This is a genomic window from Yaniella sp. (assembly GCF_030453185.1).
Lineage (GTDB): Bacteria > Actinomycetota > Actinomycetes > Actinomycetales > Micrococcaceae > Yaniella.
In genome coordinates, this window is sequence record NZ_JAKDKW010000150.1 from 1 (window position 1) to 2,403 (window position 2,403).

The 2,403-nt window shown below is 57.1% G+C and carries 2 protein-coding genes and 2 pseudogenes; all 4 read left to right on the top strand.

The window, feature by feature from the left end; translation table 11 throughout:
- Positions 1–94: 94 nt before the first annotated feature.
- The gene (locus tag L0H14_RS12400) at positions 95–535 is read left to right on the top strand and encodes a hypothetical protein (protein ID WP_301421990.1); all 441 of its coding nucleotides are present in this window, start codon (positions 95–97) and stop codon (positions 533–535) included.
- Positions 536–583: 48 nt separating this feature from the next.
- A pseudogene (locus L0H14_RS12550) lies at positions 584–685 on the top strand (hypothetical protein); the annotation flags it as partial.
- 234 nt (positions 686–919) lie between these two features.
- Entirely contained in the window at positions 920–2,125 is a 1,206-nt protein-coding gene (locus tag L0H14_RS12405) for an IS30 family transposase (protein WP_301421991.1), read from the top strand.
- Between the two features lie 40 nt (positions 2,126–2,165).
- Positions 2,166–2,403: pseudogene (locus L0H14_RS12410) on the top strand (transposase); the annotation flags it as partial.

The window sequence follows — 2,403 nt, forward strand, 5'->3', positions numbered from 1 at the left end:
GCACCCGGCTGCTGGAACAGGAAAACGAGGTCTTACGCCGTGCTGCGGCCTATTTATCGCAGGCGAATCTGCCGGGAAAAGGCTCTACCCGCTCGTGAGACAGCTGGCCACCGAGGGGATTCCCGTGGTGGTATCGTGCCGGGTGTTAAAGCTTGCTCGTCAACCGTACTACCGTTGGTTGCATCAACCTGTGCCCCAAGCGGATCTGGTGGCGGCGTATCGTGCCAATGCGCTCTTTGACGCGCACCGGGATGACCCAGAGTTCGGGCACCGTCTACTGGCGGATGAGGCCAAAGCCTGCGGGCAACAGATGGCTGATCGAACCGCCTGGCGCATCTGCCACGACAACCAATGGTTCAGTGTTTTTGGCCGGCGGAAAGCCCGCGGCAACGGTATGCGGCCTGGACCTGCGGTCCATGACGATCTGGTGCTGCGCGACTTCACCGCTGACCGGCCCAATCAGTTGTGGTTAACGGACATCACAGAGCACCGCACCGCTTGGATTCTAACGGTCGTTGCAACACCCTCTAGATAAGGGTGTGTGATGGTTGAACGGCCAAGAGGAATAGCTAATGCGCAATACATGGCCAAAGAGCGTGAAGCGTTCTTCCGACGGCTTGATCGTGGAGGGACCATCCGTGCGGTGGCAGCTGAGCTTGGTCTTAGTGTTGACTCATGTTATCGCTGGCGTCGGGAGGCGCAGGTGTCCACTCCGCGTGGGAAGAACCGGTCGTATTCTGAAGAAGACAAAGCAGAGTTCTTCCGGCGGTTAGAGACTGTCGGCAACGTGTCACAGGTCGCCAAGGAGCTTGGGTTCGTCCGGGTGACATGTTACAAGTGGGCCCATGAAGCGGGGATTTTTACGGGCAAAGACACTCGTGCTCAACGTGCTCAGTTCCGGGATCTGCGAGCTGGGGGCATGAGCCGTGCAGAAGCCGCCAAACGGGTGGGGGTCGACAAACGGTCAGCGCAAGACTGGGACAAAGGGATCACCCAGATTACTGGAGGACGAGTCTATCCTGACGGTCGGATCGTGCGGTACAACAAAGCTGCGATACTCAAGAATGTGAAGAATCCACGGACCACTTATACCCGAGGCGCCTCAGTCGATCTCACCCGCCTTGAAACGGTCATCGATGCCCGCTTTTTGAGCTTGATCGAGCGTGAACAGATCCATGATCTCCAAAGCCAGGGCGAATCTATCAGAGCGATCGGGCGAGCCCTGGGGCGAAGCGCCTCGACCATCAGCCGCGAGTTGGCGCGCAACACTGCCACGTCGGTGGGGTATCTGCCCTATGCCGCACATCGACTCGCTGCGGCACGGCGTCCCAGATTGCGGCAACGCAAACTTGCCTCCGAAGGTGGTTTGCGAAACTACGTGGCTGAGAAACTTGGAACACGGTGGTCTCCGGAGCAGATCAGTCATCGACTCATCAAAGATTTTCCTCATGATCACAGCATGCGGGCCAGCACCGAAACGATCTACCAGGCAATCTATGCACCGGGCAGTGTGGCCTTGCCACGAGAGCTCAAGACCGCGATGCGTCAGGGACGAACAACAAGAAAACCCCGGCGCGATTCAGCTCACAGGACCAGCCGATTTACGGAACCTCTGGTTCCTATCACCCAACGGCCTGTAGAGGCTGAAGACCGAACAATTCCAGGACACTGGGAAGGGGACTTGATCATCGGAAAGATGAACCGGTCAGCAATCGGGACGATGGTTGAGCGTTCCAGTCGAGCTGTTTCACTGATCCATCTGCAACATGACCACACGGCTGAAACAGTGCGCGATGGACTGATCGATACCGTGAACGAACTGCCCTTGGTCTTGCGACGTTCCTTAACATGGGACCAAGGCGCCGAGATGTCTGAGCATGCCGCATTTCGTGTTGCCACGAAGATGGATGTGTACTTCTGTGAACCCGGAAGTCCCTGGCAGCGCGGTAGCAACGAGAACACCAACGGGTTATTGCGGCAATATTTTCCCAAGGGCACCGACCTTTCCCAGCACAGCCCCGAGGACCTTCAACGTGTTGCTGCAGAGCTCAACGCACGACCACGGAAAAGCCTTGATTGGGATACCCCTGCTGAACGACTTCATGCTTTAATAGAAGGGAGTTAACGTAACCGGTGTTGCGACGATGGTTAGAATCCAAGCCGGCCAAGGCAAACTGTATTTGTGTGCGATTAAAGACGTCTTTGCTGGCAAAATCGTGGGATACTCCATCGATTCACGGATGACCTCACGGCTCGCGGTGAACGCGCTCAATAATGCGGTAGCTCTGCGTGGCAACGTGGCAGGTTGTGTGGTGCATTCCGACCGCGGATCTCAGTTCCGCTCCAGGAAATTTGTGCGTGCCCTAAAACGTCACGGGCTGGTCGGATCCATGGGCCGAGTCG